The sequence below is a fragment of the Lysobacter sp. FW306-1B-D06B genome (assembly GCF_038446665.1).
In the GTDB taxonomy this organism is placed as follows: domain Bacteria; phylum Pseudomonadota; class Gammaproteobacteria; order Xanthomonadales; family Xanthomonadaceae; genus Lysobacter_J.
On record NZ_CP151802.1, the window covers coordinates 3979740 to 3997117 of the forward strand.

Genomic DNA, 17378 nt, shown 5'->3' on the forward strand with positions numbered 1-17378 from the left:
CAAACTGAGACCGACTTGGAGAGAGCGATGATCTTGAAGACAACAAAGCTCCGGGACGCCATTAGCATGACGCTCGCCCTGGGCACGACAACCGCAGTCGGCATGGGTACCGCACATGCCCAGGACCCCGCCCCCGCCCCCGACCAGGAAGCCACCACCCTCGATCGCATCGAAGTCACCGGTTCGCGCATCAAGCGCGCGGACATCGAGACTTCGCAGCCGATCTTCTCGCTCAGTCGCGACGACATCGCCGCACAGGGCCTCACCTCCGTCGGCGATGTGATCCAGAACATCACCGCCAACGGTTCCACGCTCAACACGACGTTCAACAACGGCGGCAACGGCGACACCGGCGTCAGCCTGCGCAACCTCGGTGCGAACCGCACTCTGGTGCTGGTCAACGGCCGTCGCTGGGTCGGCGGTGCATCCGGCACCGGCCTGGGTGGCCAGGTCGACCTCAACTCGATTCCGACCGCCGCGGTGGAACGCATCGAAGTGCTGAAGGACGGCGCCTCGGCGATCTACGGTTCCGACGCCATCGCCGGCGTTGTCAACGTGATCCTGCGCCAGAACTTCGAGGGCGCCGAAGCCAACGCCTACATCGGCCAGTACGACAAGGGCGACGGCTTCCGCCAGTCCTACGACTTCACCATCGGCACGACGTCCGACCGCTTCGCCGCGATGCTCGGCTTCGGTTACGTCAAGGAAGACCCGGTGATGGCGGGCGACCGCTACATCTCCAAGGAGCCGATCTACACCACCGGCGCAGCGCTGGGCGGCAGCTCCACCACACCCGACGGCAACTTCAGCGTGCGCTTCGGCGAGTGCTTCACCGACCCGGACGATCCGGATTCGGCCACGCGCTGCCGTCCCAACGCGACGCCGGGCAGCACGGGCACACCGAATTCCCCCGGCAGCTTCACCTATGACCGCGGCGCGGCGAGCACGGCATGGCGCAACTTCACCGGTGCCGACATCTACAACTTCGCGCCGGACAACTACCTGCTCACCCCGCAGGAACGCCGCTCGGTGTTCGGCAATGCCTCGGTGGAAATCACCGACGACATCCGCTTCAAGACCACGCTGACCTACAACGAACGCCAGTCCGAACAGCTGTTGGCGGCGATGCCCATCACGCTGGGCGTGCCGGTCGCCGGCACCAACGCCGGCAACGTGGTCATCAGCGCCGACAGCATCTACAACCCGTTCGGCGAAGACATCGACTGGGTGCAGCGTCGTGCGGTTGAAACCGGCGGTCGCCGTTTCAGCCAGGACGTGCGCACTTTCGCGATGAACGCGGGCTTCGAAGGCACGCTGAACTTCGCCGAGAAGTACTACGACTGGGAAGCCGGCTACTTCTACGGGCGCAACAAGGCCAACAACACCACCAACGGCCTGTTCAACGTGATCTCGCTGGGCAACGCGCTGGGGCCGTCGTTCGTCGACGCTGAAGGCGTGCCGACCTGCGGCACGGCAACCAATCCGATCGCCGGATGCGTGCCGATGAACCTGCTCGGTGGCGCGGGCAGCATCACGCAGGACATGCTCGACTACACGACCTTCGTCGCGCACGACGAGTACAGCTACACGCAGAAGACCTACTACGCCAACATCGGCGGTGATCTGTTCGATCTGCCCGGCGGTCCGCTCGGCTTCTCGGTCGGTGTCGAACACCGCACCGAGGACGGCTACGACTCACCGGATGCGCTGATCAATTCCGGCAACACCACCGGCAACGCGCGCACCGCCACCAACGGCGGCTACGACGTGGACGAGGCGTACCTGGAACTGGCGATTCCGCTGCTCGCGGACCTGCCGGGCGCCAAGCTGCTCGACTTCTCGGTGGCCACGCGTTACTCGGACTACAGCAACTTCGGCGACACGCTCAACAGCAAGTTCGGTTTCCGCTGGAAGCCGATCGACGACCTGCTGATCCGCGGCAACTGGTCCGAAGGCTTCCGCGCACCGTCCATCGCCGAACTGTTCGCCGGCCAGGCCGACTCGTTCCCGCAGCTCAGCGATCCCTGCAACCAGGTCAACTTCGGCAACCAGACGCCGCCCGCGCAGGCCCGCTGCCGCGCTGAAGGCGTGCCCGACGGCGGGTATGCGCAGAACAACACGCAGATCCGCATCACCGTCGGCGGCAACCCGAACCTGCAGCCGGAAAAGGCCGAGTCGACCACCGCCGGCTTCGTCTACAGCCCGAGCTTCGTCGAGGGCCTGGACGTTTCGCTGGACTGGTGGAAGATCAAGATCGAGGACGCGATCACCACCGTCGGCGGCGCCAACATCATCCAGCAGTGCATCGACTCCGGCGGCACCGGCGCGACCTGCGATCTCTACAGCCGCCAGCCGGGCGGCGAGATCCTGTCGCTGCTCAACACCACGGTGAACATCGGCGGCACCAAGGTCGAGGGTTGGGACATGACGGTGAGCTACCGTCTGCCCGAGAACTCCTGGGGCAAGTTCAGCTTCACCTGGGACACGACCTACCTGTCCGAGTTCCTCAACGACAACGACGGCGACGGCCGTTACGGCGAGGACATCTTCACCGAGCCGGCAATCGGCGCGGAGATGGCGGCCAACGAAGGCGGCAACCTGGTGGGCGAGTACGACGGCCCGAACCTGCTCAACTACTGGCGCATCCGCTCCAACCTGGCGGCGCGTTGGGAGAAGGGCGACTGGGGCGCGACCTGGAACGTGCGCTACTACTCGTCGCAGAACGAGCCCTGCCAGGCCTTCGAGGACTACGGCTACGCCTGGTTGTGCACCACGACCGGCCGCACCCGCAGCGTGCCGACCGACAGCAACGGCAACGGCATCTGGGACGGCCCGGCCGGCGGCGACAGCTTCACGTCGATCGCCGCGAACGAGCACCACATCGGCGCCTCGACCTTCCACGACGCCAGCGTGTACTGGAATGCGCCGTGGAACGCGAAGGTCACGGTGGGCATCAACAACCTCTTCGACAAGAACCCGCCCATCGCCTTCACCTCGTTCGCCAACTCGTTCGACCCGCAGTACGACCTGCCCGGCCGCTTCTTCTACTTCCGCTATTCGCAGAAGTTCTGAGCGGGTGTGTCGCTTGCACGACCGCTACGGCCTCGCATGAGGCCGTAGCGTTTTTGGCTACACTGCGGACATCGCTGCCCGTCTGTCCGGTTCCGCATGCCCTTCGAGATCAACCCCGTCTTCGCGGTCCCGCTGGCGCAGGACATGCTGCCCGATGCGTCCGGCCTCAATGCGCAACTGCGCGCGCTGATCCTCTCGCGCGAAGCGCAGGGCGACCGGTACGCCAATCCGAATCCGTCGCTGAAACAGCAGCACGGGGTGTTCGAGAGCGACTTCAACCTGTTCGCCTGGCCCGAGGCCTGCGTGCAGCAGCTGCGGCAGTTCTGCTGGGCCACGCTCGGCCGCGCGATCGCCGATCTCAATGGCTACACCGCGCAGGAAATGCAGCGGCTGCAGATCTTCTCGCACACCTGGTTCCATGTGACCCGGCACGGCGGGTTCACGATCATGCATACGCACCCGATGGCGTCGTGGTCGGGCGTGTACTGCGTCGACCCGGGCACCACGCCGCCAGATCGGCCCGAGTCGGGCGTGCTTCGATTCCACAATCCGCATCACTACAGCAACTACTTCATGGACGCGGGCAACCAGCGCTTGCGTGCGCCGTATCACCATGGCACGTACAGCATCCGGTTCCAGGCGGGGCAGCTCGTGCTGTTCCCGTCGTGGCTGCAACATGAAGTGCTTCCGTTCTATGGCGACGATGAACGCATCACCATCGCGTTCAACTGCTGGTTCGGGATGAAGGAAGGCTGAGGGCGCGCGGCGCGCGGCTTCGAACGCGCGGTGGTGCGGTGCGATGGCTGGGATTGAACGCGGCGGACGGAGCGTTTTGCTCCGATGGCCCGAGCGTTAAGCTCGGCGTGCGGGGCTTTTTGCTCGGACGTCCGAGCTTGGAGCTCGGTGCACGGAGCTTCTTGCTCGGATGACCGAGCTCGGAGCTCGGCGTGCGGGGCTTTTTGCTCGGACATCCGAGTCTTGAGCTCGGCGCACGGAGTTTCCTGCTCGGACGCCCGAGCTTGGCGCTCGGCGTGCGGAGTACCCGGCGCGACCGCGCCAGCCGGCGAGCGAGGCTCGCATCGCGTGATGCCTTTCCAGTGCGTGAGGATTCGGAAACTTGGATTCCCGCCTTCGCGGGAATGACGGCTTCGGGTGTCCGGTGTTGAGGGGGCGAGTGAGAGAGAAGCGGGGGCGCACCCATCGCCTGCCCTCACCCCAACCCCTCTCCCGCATGCGGGAGAGGGGCTCGCACGGTAGAAGGCCCCAAAGAAAAAGGGCCGCCTTGCGGCGGCCCTGCGGTGTGTCGCTTGCAGGCGCTCCGCGCCTCACTCCAAACGCAGCGTCGCATCTCCGGAGAAACTCTCGATCGTGATGTCGCCGTCGCCGCTGCCGTAACGGTGGTCGAAGCTGGAACCCGGGCCGTGCTTGGGCCGGATGATCTGAGCGCCCGGCGCCGCGAGATCGCCGCTGAAGCTCTCGCCGCGCACGTTCGCCGACAGGTTCCTCGGCAGGGTCAGGTCGAGGTCGCCGCTCACCGTTTCCAGCGAGATGCGGCCGTTGCTCGCCAGCGCGGTGTGGATGTTGATGTCGCCCGACACCGTGGAGCCCGACAGCTTCTGCACGCGGCTTTGCAGCGTGCTCACGTCGATACGGCCGGAGACGGTTTCCACGCGCACTTCGCCGTCCAGGCGACCGCGCAGGTTGAGGTCGCCGCTGACGGTCTCGGCGCTGACGCGGCTGGAGTTGATCGTGAGCTGCAGGTCGCCGCTGACGCTGTCGAAATCGGCCTCGCGCGGCGCGGCGGCGACGGTGACTTCACCGCTGACCGTGTCGACGGACAGTTCGTTGGATGCCACGCCCTCGATGTTGACGTCGGCCGAGACCACGTCGATGTCCAGGTCCGCGCGGATCGGCACCGTCAGGATCAGGTCCGTCGGCTCGCTCTTGTCGCTGCCGAACATGCCCATGCCGCCGCGGTTGGGGTACTTCACGCGCACGTTGAGGTGCTCGCGGTCGCCTTCGACTTCCAGGCGTTCCACGCCCGCGCCGAGGCTGCCTTCGATCTTCACTTCGGACTTGTCCCAGGCGCGCACGACCACGCTGCCTTTGACGTTCTCGATCTCGATGCGTCCGCGCGGATCCAGCGGGCGCGTCTCGTTGATCGGCGTGGCGGCGAAGGCGCTGTGCGCCGCCAGCAGGGCCAGGCCGAATGCGAGGCGTTGGAGGTGGGCGCGGGTCATGGAGATTCTCCGGGAAGCGTTCTTCGGTTCTTGGGACGAAGCGGCAAAGGGTCGGGACATCGGGGCATTCACCATCAGGCGTAGGCGACGCGCTGCGCAAGTGCGAGGCGGCGTGCGTAGGTCCGGCGCAGCTGCTCCAGCAGCAGGCGCGAGTCGGGGTTCTGCGCCAACGCGTCGAGGATCAGCGTGGCGTTGCGGTCGAGTTCGTCGAAGGCCGGCTGCAGTTCGACCGGCGGCCGGCCCGGGCCGACTTCGATCATCGCGGCCTGGTACTGGCGGGTCATGCCCTGGGCCTCGAGCTGCACCAGCGTCGCCTGGCGGGCGTCGGTCGCGACCGGCGTGCCGGGGTTGGCCGGGTGATCGGTTCCGGCTCGCCATACGCCGACCATGCCGACGGCCATCACCAGCGTGGCGGCCATCGCCACCGGCGCGAGCCAGCGCGGGCGCTGCGGTCGGGCCGCCTGCTGCGGCGACTGCTGCAGGCGCTGGGCGATGTCCGGCCACAGGTCGCGGGCGGGCGGTTCGTCGCGGCGCATCGCGCGCAACTGCCAGCGCAGTGCATCGGGAAGATCGTCGCGGCGGGTGTCTTCGTTGGCGTTGGGGGTGTTCATGCGTGGGCCTCCAACCGGTCGCGCAACAGGGTGCGCGCGCGGTGCAATTGCGCTTTCGAACTACCGACCGCCATGCCGAGTTCGGCGGCGATCTCCTCATGCTTCCAGCCTTCCACGTCGTACAGGACCAGCACCGCGCGGGCGCGCGGCGGCAGGCTGGCGACGGCGCGTTCCAGGTCCATGGACAGCGCGGTGACATGCCCGGCCGAGTCGGCGCTGCCGATCAGGTCGAACACCTCCTCGTCCGAATCGCCCTCGTCCTGCGGGCGGCTGCGCCGGCTGCGCAGCTCCATCAGCGCGGTGTTCACGGCCAGGCGGTGCAGCCAGGTCGAGAACGCCGACTCGAAGCGGAACGCCGGCAGCGCCTGCCACGCGCGGACGAAAGCTTCCTGCGTCAGGTCCTCGGCGCGGGCGCCGTGCGCCCCGACCAGGCGGGCGATGACGCCGTGGACGCGGCCGGCGTGGCGGCGGTACAGCGCCTCGAAGGCCCGCACCTCGCCGCGGGCAGCCGCGGCCACCAGGCTGCGCTCCTCGCCCGGATCGTCCGGGGCGGTGGGGGCATCGGTCAGGCTTTCGGTCACGACGGTCAGCATGTCCCTTGTGATGCGCCGAACCGCGCGCGGGTTTAAGGGCCGGGGTTCTGAATGGTGTCCTGCGGCTCCCGCCAGGGCGCGAGCCCTTCCAGGAGCGGCCCCAGCTTGTCCGCGTAAGGCGCCCAGGCAGCCTTGCGGTTCTTGATGATGCCCCCGCGCATCTGCGGGCTGCTCGCGGTGGCCACGGCGCCGGCGCGGTCCAGCGTGGTCGCCGATTCGTTCCAGGGCAGGCCGCAGAACTCGAGCACACCGCGCATCACGGCCTCCGGGTCGGCGACGAGCTCGTCGTAGTGCACATCGAGGATGCGACCGGGCATCACCGCATGCCAATGCGCCATCAGGCCGCGGTACTGGCCATACCACTCGGCCAGCTCGCGCTGGTCGTAGGAGAAGGTGTTCACGTCGGAGAACATCGTGCGCAGGTTCGAGAAGCACGTGTCCACCGGGTCGCGCACCATGTGCAGGATGCGCGCGTGCGGCAGCGCCCGGGCGATGAAGCCCAGGTTGAGGAAATTCGACGGCAGTTTCTCGGTCAGCACCGCACGGCCCCGTGCGCGGCGCGCGGTGTGTTCGAGGAAGCGTTGCCCGAGCGCGGCGTAGTCGACGTTGGGCGCGCGCTTGACCAGCTCCGCATCGACCACGCCCTTGTTGCGGTGGTCGGCGAAGTAGCGCATCTGCGAGGTGAACGAGTACGTCTCGCCGCCGTCGGTGACATCGGGATGGCCGCCCAGCAACTGCTCCAGCAGCGTGCTGCCCGAGCGGTGCATGCCGACCACGAACACCGGCCGGTACGGCGCGGGCGCATCGGCGTGCGCCTGGCCTGCGGCAACGAAGTCCGCGTCGCAGGTCTTCGCCAGTCCTTCGAACATGCGCCGCGCATCGAGCCGGTCGTGCGGCGTGAGCTGGCGCTTGGTGCGGCACGCATGCTCCAGTGCCTGCCACGATTCGTCGAAGTCGCCCAGGTCGTGCGCTTCGTTGTGCACCGCGTAGGCGAGGTACACGCGGCTCTCGCTGCCGGCGGGCACGCGCGGGATCAGCGCCTTCATGCGCGCGACGTGGTTGTTCTCCGGCGTCTGCTTGCGCAGGCGCGAGAGCACCCAGTGCGCCTGCGCGTAAGTCGGCAGCAGCGCGATGCACTGCTCCAGTTCCTGCTCGGCCTCGTCCATCTGGCCGAAGAACATGCGCACGACGCCGCGGAAGTAGCGCGTCGGCGGATGCTTGGGATCGCGCTGCACGGCGACGTCGAGCAGCTGCATCGCCAGGTCGTTCTCGCCGCTGGTGCTGATCAGCATGGCCATTTCGGTGAGCCACTGCGCCGAGCGGCGTTCCTGCCAGCGCGAATGCTCGATGCATTCCATCAGCAGCGCCGGCTCGTTGAACAAACGCAGCGCGCGGGCGAGGTTCAACACCGGCTCGTCGCCCTGCGGCCTGGCGGCAAGCGCGCGCACCGCGTACTCGCGCGCGTCGCGGTAGCGTCCCAGCGAAAGCGCCATGCGCGAGGCGCGCAGCATGGCCATGACGTGCTTGGGATCGCGTTCGAGCACGCCGTCGTAGGCCTTGAGCGCCGCCGCCCACTGCCCCTGCTTCGCATAGGTTTCGCCCTGCTGCCACAGCGATGCCACGTTCACGTCCATTCCTCCGGCGGCGTCATCGCCCGTTCGTCCTGCATCGCAGGCATTACAAACCGATCGGCCCAGGCGCGTGCGCGCGCGAGCTCCCCACGATGGTGATCGTGCACCAGTCGCGCTTCGTGTGCGCGCCGATCGGCGCTGTATTCCACCGACACCGCCTTGGCGTTGCGGCGCGCGACCTCGTCGGCCCGTGCGCGCACCACGTCGGCCGGTGCGGGCAGCCGCCACCAGCGCGAGCACGCGACCGGCACGCCGACCGGGTCGGCCGCGAGCGTCGTGAAGTCGAGCAGGCGCGCGCGGTCGCCGTACTGCGCGGACAGGCGCGCGATGAGATCGCGTTGCGCCGCCCATTGCAGGGCAACCGCGCAGAGCAGGTCCGGCGGCTGCAATGCCTGCGCCGGCAAGCGCGTGTGCAGCGAGCCGGCGCGCAGTGCGCGTTCGGCCAGCTCAGGCACTTTCGCCCGCGTGTCGGCGGGTTTCTTGAGGTTGGAGATCAGGAAGTCGTCGAGCGACGAGGTCAACAGCACGGCGCGGCTGCCGGGCGTGGCATCGAGCAGGTCCCCGGCGATGTTGAGCGCGGCGTGCGTGGCCTTGATGAGGACGCCGCCTTCGTCGCTCCACGGGCGCGACAGCAGCCGGGCCGTCGTCGCGGAGAGCTCGCCGGTGGACCAGCCGGCATGGCGCGCGTCACCGAGACGACGCAGCACCAGTGGCTCCTTCAGCGCGACCTGGTGCGGCGGGACATGCAGCGCGCGGGCGAGCAGGGTCGAGCCGCAGAAAGAGGTGTGGAACAGCCAGGCCGGCGGTCGCGGCGGCGCGGCGACGGAAGCCGCGGCATCCGCGCCCACAGGCGTCGCATCGTCGAGGCCGGCGTCGAGCCGCGTGTCCAGGAAGGTCGAACGCTCCAGCGCATCGACATCCAGCGTTGCGAACGTGAAACGCCGTTCCGGCACGTGCAGGTCGACCGGAAACCAGCGGGCGTCCGCGAGGGCGGACGACGGCGCGGATTCGGGCGACGGAGGCATCGCGGCGTCGGGCACGACGTCAGCCCGGGACGCGCTGGCGCTCGAACTTGATCGCGAACGTGTAGCGCGGCGCGTAGCAGATGCGGTTCGGCGGGCGGCCGACGTGCTTGATCGCGCCGTCGAAGATCACCAGCCGTCCGGGACGCGGCTGCACGGCGCAGGCCACTTCGTCCTGCGCGTCGAAGAACATCGTCTCCCCACCCCACTCCAGGTCCCACTGCTCGCACAGGTACCACAGCGCGGTGAGATCGTGCTGCTCGGGCAGGCAGTCGGTGTGACTGAAGAGCATGTCGCCGAAGCTGGCGACGTTGGTGTACGCGCGGTACGGCCGGTAGCCGAACTCGCGCGTGGTGAAGCCCAGCACCGCGCGGGCCGAGATGTCGAAGATCGGCTGCTGCACCAGCGCTTCGAGCTTCACTTCGGTGGCCCAGTGCCGATGCTCGGCCGTTTCCGGGCGGGCGATCTCGGTGCGCGTGTACGCGGCCCGTTCCAGGCCGCGCACGTAGTCGCCGACGTTCGGCAGATGGCCGTCGAACACCCGCAGCGGGCGGCCGTCGATCACGAGTTCACGACTGGCCGCGAGCGCGGCGGGGTTCGTTGTCATGCAGTCCTCAGTTCGAAAGCGCCTTGGCGATGCGCTGCTGCTCGTCCTTCAACGCCTGCGGCATGCGCGGGCCGTATTCGTCCAGGTACTCGCCGATGCTGGCGAATTCCGCCTGCCAGCCTTCGCGTTCGAAGCCGAACAGCTTCGCGCGCGCTTCGTCGGTCAGGGCGACGCCTTCCAGGTTGATCTCGTCGTTCTTCGGCAGATGACCGATCGGCGTTTCCACCGAACCGGCCTCGCCCTTCACGCGCTGGATCATCCACTCCAGCACGCGCAGGTTCTCGCCGAAGCCCGGCCACAGGAACGAACCGTCATCGCCCTTGCGGAACCAGTTGACGTGGAAGATCTTCGGCAGCTTCGCGTCGGCCTTGTCGAACGACAGCCAGTGGCTGAAGTAGTCGGCGAAGTTGTAGCCGCAGAAGGGCTTCATCGCCATCGGGTCGCGGCGCATCACGCCGACCGCGCCGGTGGCGGCGGCGGTGGTTTCCGAACCCATCGCGGCGCCGACCAGCACACCGTGCGTCCAGTCGCGCGCTTCGAACACCAGCGGCACCAGCGACGGACGACGACCGCCGAACACGATCGCGCTGATCGGCACGCCGGCGGCGCTTTCGGCTTCGGTCGAATAGCTCGGGCACTGCTTCGCGCTCACGGTGAAGCGCGAATTCGGATGCGCGGCCGGGCCCTTGGCGGCGTCGAACGCGTTGCCGCGCCAGTCGGTCACCGGCTGCTGGCCGTCGTCGAGGCCTTCCCACCACGGCTGGTTGTCGGCGGTGACGCCGACGTTGGTGAAGATGGTGTTCTTCTGGATCGAGGCGAGCGCGTTCGGGTTCGACTTCCTCGACGTGCCCGGCGCGACGCCGAAGAAACCGGCTTCCGGGTTGATCGCGTACAGGCGGCCATCGGCACCCGGGCGCATCCAGCAGATGTCGTCGCCGACCGTCCAGACCTTCCAGCCGTCGGCGCGATAGCCTTCCGGCGGAATCAGCATCGCCAGGTTGGTCTTGCCGCAGGCCGAGGGGAACGCGGCGGCGACGTAGTGCGTCTCGCCCTGCGGATTCTCCAGGCCCAGGATCAGCATGTGCTCGGCCAGCCAGCCTTCCGACCTGGCCTGGTGCGAGGCGATGCGCAGCGCATGGCACTTCTTGCCCAGCAGCGCGTTGCCGCCGTAGCCGGAGCCGAACGACTTGATCGTCAGTTCTTCCGGGAAATGCATGATGAAGCGGCGTTCCGGATCGAGCTCGCCGATGGAATGCAGGCCGCGCACGAAGCTGCCTTCGCGCTCGATGCGCGCCAGGGCCGGTGCGCCCATGCGCGTCATGATGCGCATGTTGGCGACCACGTACGGGCTGTCGGTGATTTCCACGCCGCAACGCGACAGCGGGGAGTCGATCGGGCCCATGCAGTACGGGATCACGTACATCGTGCGGCCCTTCATGCAGCCGTCGAAGAGCGCGTCCATCTTCTTGTGGCCGTCGGCCGGCGACATCCAGTGGTTGTTCGGGCCGGCGTCGTCCTGTTTGCTCGTGCACACGAAGGTCAGGTGCTCGACGCGTGCGACGTCGTCCGGATGCGAGCGGTGCAGGTAGCTGCCCGGATGCGTCTGCTCGTTGAGCTTGACCAGCGTGCCATCACGCTGCATCTGCGCGATGAGCGCGGCGTTCTCGGCGTCGCTGCCGTCGCACCAGTGGATCGCGTCGGGCTTGGTCAGCGCGGCGACTTCTGCGACCCAGGCGTTGAGGGCGGCAAGCTTGCTGCCGTCGCTTCCCGGGGCGATGACAGGTTTGGCGACGTCATGGGAAATGGCATTCACGGACAACATCCTCCAGCGGGGGCCGGCGTTATTGAAAATTAGGCTGACGGATCATGCTGATGGAATCAGCGTGGCCATCATGTGCTCGACATAGGCCTCGAATTCATCGTGCTGCATGCGCGCCTGGTGCAGTTGCAGGTTCAGCTGCAGGAAGCCCACGTAGGCGGCGTACAGCAGGCGCGCGCGGTGCTGGGCGTCGGTGCGGCTGAGCCCGGCCTGGCGGAACGATGCGACGAGGTATTCGAGCCGGCGCTCGGAGACGCGGCCGATGACCGGCTGGACTGCCGGGTGGTCGAGCGCCTTGAGCAGCTCGGAATAGATGACGTGCGATTTGAACTCGTGCGCGACCAGGGTGAACAACGCACGCAGGCGTTCGCGCGGGTCGGAGATGGGTTCGAGCTGGCCGAAGACGGTTTCCTGCTCGACCTTCTCCCAGCGCTCCAGCGCGGCCACCAGCAGGGCATCGCGCGAGGGGAAGTGCCAGTAGAAGCTGCCCTTGGTCACGCCCAGGCGACGGGCGAGCGGTTCGACCGCGACGGCGGCGACGCCCTGCTCGGCGATCAGGTCGAGCGCGGCCTGGGCCCAGTCGTCTGCACTCAGGCGTCCGGTGCGCTCGGGCGCGGCGGGGCGATCCTGGCCCGCACGCTCCTGGGCTCCGCGGTCACCGGTGCGGTCCTGCCCGGCTCCTTCCTGCTTGGTCTGCGCGTTCGAGCTCATGGCGGCAAGTTTAACCATACGGCAGTGGCGGTAACAGTATGCGCCCCGTCAAGATGGCCGAAAGAAGGCATGAAGACGGTCGGTTGACAGCAAGGATGGGATATTACCATACTCGGCCGTATGGCAAGCGTTTGATGCGCGCGCTTGAACGCCTTGTTTCCATAAAAGGCCCCTGCGCATCGACGCAACCCGACCCAACATATCCATCAACTGGACACTGCCGCACCGCTGCTGGAGCGCCGTCATGAGCATCGCCATACCTTTTATTGCCTTCCTGCTGGTGGGCGCCATCTGTGCCTACCACCGCCTGCGCCTGCCGGTGTGGGCGGCGCTGACCGCCACCGCCCTGGTCGCCTGCTGGCTGCTGGGCGCCAGTGGCACGGCGACCGTCGTGGCCGCGCTGGTCACCGCGATCATCGCGGTGCCGCTCCTGGTGCCGCAGATCCGCCTGCCGTTCATCACCAAGCCGCTGCTGGGCTTCTACACGAAGATCCTGCCGCCGCTGTCGGAAACCGAGCGCGTCGCGCTGGAAGCCGGCACCGTGGGTTGGGAAGGCCAGCTGTTCTCCGGCAAGCCGGACTGGGATGTGCTCGCCAACCAGCCCAAGCCGACGCTGCGTCCGGATGAGCAGGCCTTCCTCGACGGCCCGGTCGAAGAGCTGTGCAAGATGGTCGACGACTGGAAGATCACCCACGTCGACGCCGATCTCTCGCCGGACCTGTGGGAGTACATCAAGAAGAACAAGTTCTTCGGCATGATCGTGCCGAAGGAGTACGGCGGCCTGGGCTTCACCGCGCTGGGCAACCACAAGGTGATCCAGAAGCTGGCTTCGATCTCCTCGGTGGTCTCCTCCACTGTCGGCGTGCCGAACTCGCTCGGCCCGGCCGAACTGCTGATGCACTACGGCACGCAGGAGCAGAAGGACCACTACCTCCCGCGCCTGGCCGATGGCCGCGAAGTGCCCTGCTTCGGCCTGACCGGTCCGTGGGCCGGTTCGGACGCCACGTCGATCCCCGACTACGGCATCGTCTGCATGGGCGAGTGGAACGGCGCGCGCGTGGTCGGCGTGAAACTGACCTTCGACAAGCGCTACATCACCCTCGCCCCGGTGGCGACGCTGATCGGCCTGGCATTCCGCATGTACGACCCGGACGGGCTGATCGGCGACAAGCAGGACATCGGCATCACCCTGGCGCTGCTGCCGCGCGACACGGCGGGCGTGGAGATCGGCCGCCGCGCGATGCCGCTCAACAGCCCGTTCCAGAACGGCCCGATCCGCGGCAAGGACGTCTTCATTCCGCTGAGCCAGCTGATCGGCGGCGAAGCCTACGCCGGCAAGGGTTGGCAGATGCTGGTGGAGTGCCTGTCCATCGGCCGTTCGATCACGCTGCCGTCCACCGCCTCGGGCGGCACGAAGTTCGGCGCCGTGGTGACCGGCGCTTACGCGCGCATTCGCAAGCAGTTCGGCCTGTCGGTCGGCCGCTTCGAAGGCGTGGAAGAAGCGCTCGCCCGCATCGGCGGCAACGCCTACACCATCAGCGCGCTGGCCGAAGCCTCGGCCGCCGCGGTGGCCCGTGGCGAACTGCCGGCGGTGCCTTCGACCATCTCCAAGTACCACTGCACCGAAATGGGCCGCGAAGTCGCCCGCGACGTCATGGACATCATCGGCGGCAAGGGCATCATCCTGGGCCCGCGCAACTTCGCCGGCCGCAACTGGCAGGCCGCGCCGATCATGATCACGGTGGAAGGCGCGAACATCATGACGCGCTCGCTGATGATCTTCGGCCAGGGCGCGATCCTGTGCCATCCGTGGGTGCTGAAGGAAATGAAGGCGGCGACGCTGCCCGATCCGGAAGAACGCCTGCGGGAGTTCGACCGCAACCTGTTCGGGCACATCGGCTTCGCGATTTCCAACGCCGTGCGTTCGTTCTGGTTCGGCCTGACCTCGGCGCGAGTCGGCAAGGCGCCGGGCGATGCCTACACGCGCCGTTACTACCGCAAGCTCAACCGCTACTCGGCAGCGCTGGCGCTGTGCGCCGACACCTCGATGCTGCTGCTGGGCGGCAAGCTGAAGTTCAAGGAATCGCTGTCGGGCCGCCTGGGCGACGTGCTCAGCAACCTGTACATCGCCAGCGCGCTGCTCAAGCGCTACGAGGACGAAGGCCGCCCGGTCACCGACCAGCCGCTGCTGGCGTGGTCGATCCACAACGCCACCTTCAAGATCGAAAAGGCGTTCTCCGGCGCGCTGCGCAACTTCCCGATCCGTCCGATCGGCTGGCTGCTGTGGGCGCTGGTGTTCCCGCTGGGCCGTCGCGCGCAGTACCCGAGCGATCGCCTGGGCCACAAGGTCGCGTCTTTGCTTATGTCGCCGAACGAAGCGCGCGATCGTCTGGGCAAGGGCGTGTTCCTCACGCCGACCGCGAACAACCCGGGCGGCCGCATCGCCAGCTATTTGCAGAAGGCAGTTCTCGCCGAGCCGGTGGAGCGCAAGTTCCTCAAGGCGCTCAAGCAGAAGGGCATCGAGGCGCACGACTTCGCCACGCAGCTCGACGAGGGCGTGCGCGAAGGCTGGATCACCGCCGACGAACGCCGCCAGCTGGAAGAGCTGCGCGAGCTGACGATCGACACGATCAGCGTGGACGACTTCGCTCCGGACGAGCTGCGTGCCGCCGGCCACCACGACGCGACGCACGACAGCCGCTACGCGGCCTGACGCGACGCGGGATTCACATCCACGACGGCGGGCTTGTCCCGCCGTCGTCTTATGCGGACTTCGCCATGACGCCATTGCTCCAGCTCTACCGCAGGATCACGCGCTGGCCCGCGGGCCACTGGCTGTTCTCGCGCGCGGTGTGCTTCAAGGCGCCCTACTTCGGCACCATCGCACCGCGCATCGTCTCACTGGAACCGAACCGCTGCGAAGTGCGCATCCGCGACCGTCGCCGCGTCCACAACCACATCGGCACCGTGCACGCGATCGCGCTGTGCAACCTGGCCGAACTCGCTGCCGGCGTGATGACCGACGCTTCGCTGCCGCCGTCGATGCGCTGGATTCCCAAGGGCATGACGGTCGAGTATCTGAAGAAAGCCACCGGCACGATGCACGGCGTCGCCACGCCCGATGTGGCGCTCGTCGAGTCGACGAACGGCTACGACCTGCCGGTCACGGTGCTGGTGAGCAACGACGCGGGCGAAGCAGTGTTCCGCGCGTCGATCATGATGTGGGTGTCGCCGCGACGGTGAAAGCCGCGGCTCCTAGCGGGCGAACCACACCACGGCCAACGCCACGATCGCCGGCAGCGCCTGCACGTAGAAGATGCGCTTGTTGACCGTCGCCGCGCCGTACACGCCGGCGACGATCACGCAGGCGAGGAAGAAAGTCGCCACATCGGCGCGCTGGGCGACGATCGCCCACACCAGCCCGGCGACGAGGAAGCCGTTGTAGAGGCCCTGATTGGCGGCAAGCACCTTCGTCGCCTCGGCCTTTTCCAGCGACATCCGGAACACCTTGCGACCCAGCGGTTTCGTCCACAGGAACATCTCCAGCACCAGGAAGTACAGGTGCAGCAGGGCGACGATCGCGATCAGCACCAGCGCGAGCATGGACATTCGGGTTCTCCAACAGGCGGCGTAACGCAGACGTCATCCCGGCGAAGACCGGGAGCCAGGCTCGCAGCGTCGCATGGATTCGGTGAGTGCAAACAGCGTCGGAGTCACCGCCCTTATTCCGACGGAAGAGGGGTTTGGGTGACTGGAGTGACGCGACAGCGTCTGACAACGTGACGGCCTGGATCCCGGCCTTCGCCGGGATGACGGCATCGGGTGTGCTGCCGGCCTTTCGGGTGGGCGCCGGCCTTTCGGCTGTGCCATCCACGCTTTCCGGCGCGATATCGGCCTCTTGGTACGCGACTGGTCTTCCAGCGCTGGCTGCGCCTCAGCCGCCGCCCTTTTCCTTCGCGTGCCACGCCGCCAGCAGTTCCGCCTCGCGCTGCGGCGTGAGGCCGGCCTTGGGCTTGGCGCGGCGTTCGGCCGGCTGTGCGCGCCACCACACGAGCGTGTCGTGCACGGTGTCGCGCAAGGGGCGGTAGGTCAGCCCCGCCGCCTGCGCCTTCGCCGAACTGCGACGGCCGAAGCCGGCGTACTCGCCGGTCGGCGGAATCCACGCCGGCAGGTCCTGCCACGCCGACGCCTTGTTCGCTTCCAGGAAATCCGCCGGCACCCAGGTGACCGTGGACTTCGGTGCGCCCAGCTCGCCGGCGACGGTGCGGCAGGTGTCGAGCAGGCCGCCCATCGTGAGCTTGCCGGCGGGCGCGTCGGCGTTGAACGTTTCGAAGCGGCGCTGTTCGATGAGGTGCAGCAGGAACGCGGCGAGATCGCGCACGTCGATGAACTGCGTGGGATCGCTCGCGCTGCCGGGTCCGAGGATCTCGCCGCCGCGACCGGCGCGCGCCGGCCAGTAGGTGAAGCGATCGGTGGTGTCGCCGGGGCCGACGATGAGGCCCGGGCGAACCACCGTCGTGCGGCCCGGCATCGCCGCTTCGGCGGCCTTCTCGCACGCCGCCTTGAGGCCGCCGTAGGTTGCGCCGGTGACCTCGGTGACGTTGGGATCGGCAAGCTGCGCGAGCGGGCCGGATTCGTCCTCTCCGATCTTGTCGTTGTTCGCATAGACGGAGATGGACGAGATGATCACGTACTGGTCCACGCGCGGCGCCAGCAGCGTCGCCGAGCGCGTGACGTCGGCGGGAATGTAGGCCGAGGTGTCGAGCACCGCGTCCCAGCGCTGCGCGCCCTCCAGCGCGGTCAGGTCGGTCTTGCGGTCGCCGTGCAGTATTTCGACGCCCTTGGTCCCGGCGAACTTGGTCGGATTGGTCTTGCCGCGATTGAACAGCGTGAGCGCATGACCGCGCGCACGCGCGGCATCGACGAAGTGCGGGCCGAGGAAGCCGGTGCCGCCGAGCACGAGGATGCGCATCGGCTTGGCGGGCTTTTCGCGGGCGAACGCGGGAAGGGCCATCCATGCGGCGCCGGCGAGGCCGGCCTTCAGGACGTCGCGGCGATGCGTCATGTCGATC

At 67.7% G+C, this 17378-nt stretch carries 14 protein-coding genes; 4 read left to right on the forward strand and 10 right to left on the reverse strand.

The window, feature by feature from the left end:
* Positions 1–27: 27 nt before the first annotated feature.
* Positions 28–3072: a TonB-dependent receptor gene (locus AAFF32_RS18435; RefSeq protein ID WP_342315972.1), complete on the forward strand. Its 3045-nt coding sequence runs from the start codon at positions 28–30 to the stop codon at positions 3070–3072.
* A 96-nt stretch (positions 3073–3168) separates the two neighbouring features.
* A complete protein-coding gene (locus tag AAFF32_RS18440) occupies positions 3169–3828 on the forward strand; it encodes a TIGR02466 family protein (protein ID WP_216963634.1) in 660 nt (219 codons plus the stop codon).
* A gap of 569 nt (positions 3829–4397) precedes the next feature.
* On the opposite strand, the gene AAFF32_RS18445 is transcribed toward AAFF32_RS18440, so the two are convergent.
* From AAFF32_RS18445 to AAFF32_RS18480, 8 genes are all read right to left on the reverse strand, one after another.
* Positions 4398–5312 carry a DUF4097 family beta strand repeat-containing protein gene (locus AAFF32_RS18445; protein ID WP_342315973.1) on the reverse strand — a complete coding sequence of 305 codons (915 nt, stop codon included), beginning with the start codon at positions 5310–5312 and terminating at the stop codon, positions 4398–4400.
* Positions 5313–5386: 74 nt separating this feature from the next.
* Entirely contained in the window at positions 5387–5923 is a 537-nt protein-coding gene (locus tag AAFF32_RS18450) for a hypothetical protein (RefSeq protein ID WP_342315974.1), read from the reverse strand.
* The gene (locus AAFF32_RS18455; protein ID WP_216963643.1) at positions 5920–6516 is read right to left on the reverse strand and encodes a sigma-70 family RNA polymerase sigma factor; all 597 of its coding nucleotides are present in this window, start codon (positions 6514–6516) and stop codon (positions 5920–5922) included. Before AAFF32_RS18455 ends, AAFF32_RS18450 begins: the two co-directional genes overlap by 4 nt.
* A gap of 32 nt (positions 6517–6548) precedes the next feature.
* Positions 6549–8144, reverse strand: coding sequence for a sulfotransferase (locus tag AAFF32_RS18460; protein WP_342315975.1), 1596 nt, complete (start codon positions 8142–8144; stop codon positions 6549–6551).
* Positions 8141–9172, reverse strand: a complete 1032-nt coding sequence (locus AAFF32_RS18465; protein WP_342315976.1) for a hypothetical protein — start codon at positions 9170–9172, stop codon at positions 8141–8143. The genes AAFF32_RS18460 and AAFF32_RS18465 overlap by 4 nt, the downstream gene beginning before the upstream one ends.
* A gap of 19 nt (positions 9173–9191) precedes the next feature.
* On the reverse strand, positions 9192–9776 hold the full coding sequence (locus AAFF32_RS18470) for a 2OG-Fe(II) oxygenase (RefSeq protein WP_342315977.1): 585 nt from the start codon (positions 9774–9776) through the stop codon (positions 9192–9194).
* Between the two features lie 7 nt (positions 9777–9783).
* Positions 9784–11580 carry a phosphoenolpyruvate carboxykinase (GTP) gene (locus AAFF32_RS18475; RefSeq protein ID WP_343224080.1) on the reverse strand — a complete coding sequence of 599 codons (1797 nt, stop codon included), beginning with the start codon at positions 11578–11580 and terminating at the stop codon, positions 9784–9786.
* A gap of 60 nt (positions 11581–11640) precedes the next feature.
* Positions 11641–12306, reverse strand: a complete 666-nt coding sequence (locus tag AAFF32_RS18480; protein ID WP_216963657.1) for a TetR/AcrR family transcriptional regulator — start codon at positions 12304–12306, stop codon at positions 11641–11643.
* Positions 12307–12550: 244 nt separating this feature from the next.
* On the opposite strand from AAFF32_RS18480, the gene AAFF32_RS18485 reads away from it, so the two are divergent.
* Together AAFF32_RS18485 and AAFF32_RS18490 are read left to right on the forward strand one after the other, a co-directional pair.
* Positions 12551–15019 carry an acyl-CoA dehydrogenase gene (locus AAFF32_RS18485; protein WP_216963660.1) on the forward strand — a complete coding sequence of 823 codons (2469 nt, stop codon included), beginning with the start codon at positions 12551–12553 and terminating at the stop codon, positions 15017–15019.
* A 65-nt stretch (positions 15020–15084) separates the two neighbouring features.
* Positions 15085–15549 (forward strand): hotdog fold domain-containing protein, encoded by a 465-nt coding sequence (locus AAFF32_RS18490; RefSeq protein ID WP_342315979.1) that lies wholly within the window; start codon positions 15085–15087, stop codon positions 15547–15549.
* Positions 15550–15561: 12 nt separating this feature from the next.
* On the opposite strand, the gene AAFF32_RS18495 is transcribed toward AAFF32_RS18490, so the two are convergent.
* Both AAFF32_RS18495 and AAFF32_RS18500 read right to left on the reverse strand, forming a co-directional pair.
* Positions 15562–15915: a DUF1304 domain-containing protein gene (locus AAFF32_RS18495; RefSeq protein ID WP_342315980.1), complete on the reverse strand. Its 354-nt coding sequence runs from the start codon at positions 15913–15915 to the stop codon at positions 15562–15564.
* Positions 15916–16240: 325 nt separating this feature from the next.
* The gene (locus tag AAFF32_RS18500) at positions 16241–17371 is read right to left on the reverse strand and encodes an NAD-dependent epimerase/dehydratase family protein (protein WP_342315981.1); all 1131 of its coding nucleotides are present in this window, start codon (positions 17369–17371) and stop codon (positions 16241–16243) included.
* Between the last annotated feature and the right edge of the window lie 7 nt (positions 17372–17378).